Raw genomic sequence first — 721 nt, 5'->3', positions numbered from 1 at the left:
AAAAGTATACGCCTTAGCAGGAGTAGCAGGTCACGCCAGTCCTAGTACAACGTTTGCATCCTATGTGCATCTTACTGATATTCAAATTGGACTACTGTTATATCATGTAGATTTTAAACTATCTGTTAAACATGCTCCGCTACTAAAAACTCCAAGAAGAATAAAATATGAAATTGAAAACGTACCATTAAAAATTAATGAATATCTTATATACAAGATGAAACTACCAGAGTTACCACAGCCTAAGAGTAGTAAATCAGTTAGCGAGAATCTAACCAAACAAACTGATAAGACCAAAAGATATGCTTTCGATGAAGTGAATCAAATTTTGGAAGCTTACACCGAAAAAGGTGACTATGAATATCTCATGCATATCTACGATGTCAGTCAAGATACGTTTGAAAAATGGCTTTACAATGCGCAGCAACTAAGGAGGGCATCAGAGTTTCAAACTACAAAAGGTAATCCTAGACTATTTGATCCAAACAATAAGCACAGTCTACTACCTGTAAAGGATAGATACGGTGATGATAGAAAAAATATGATACGAATGACAGATAAATTTCGTGATATTTATAAAGGAAGTAATGATAAAGGTGCTATTAATAAGTTTGTTTTTCATACCCTTATTAACGCTCAACCCAGTAAGAACTTTATCATTTTTAAGCATCCTGCAGACATTTACAACTATCTTGAAATTGTCTGCCAGCTAGTATACAAA

Annotated in this window: 1 protein-coding gene; it reads left to right on the top strand. The window is 33.8% G+C overall.

Annotated elements, in window-relative coordinates:
* Positions 1-721: hypothetical protein (locus ACS8FD_RS20385; RefSeq protein ID WP_439277205.1), on the top strand; the 721-nt coding region annotated here is incomplete at both ends.

The sequence above is a fragment of the Psychrobacter sp. 1U2 genome (assembly GCF_051847575.1).
Note: the sequence above shows the minus strand (reverse complement) of the source record. Positions and strands in the feature narration are given on the sequence as shown.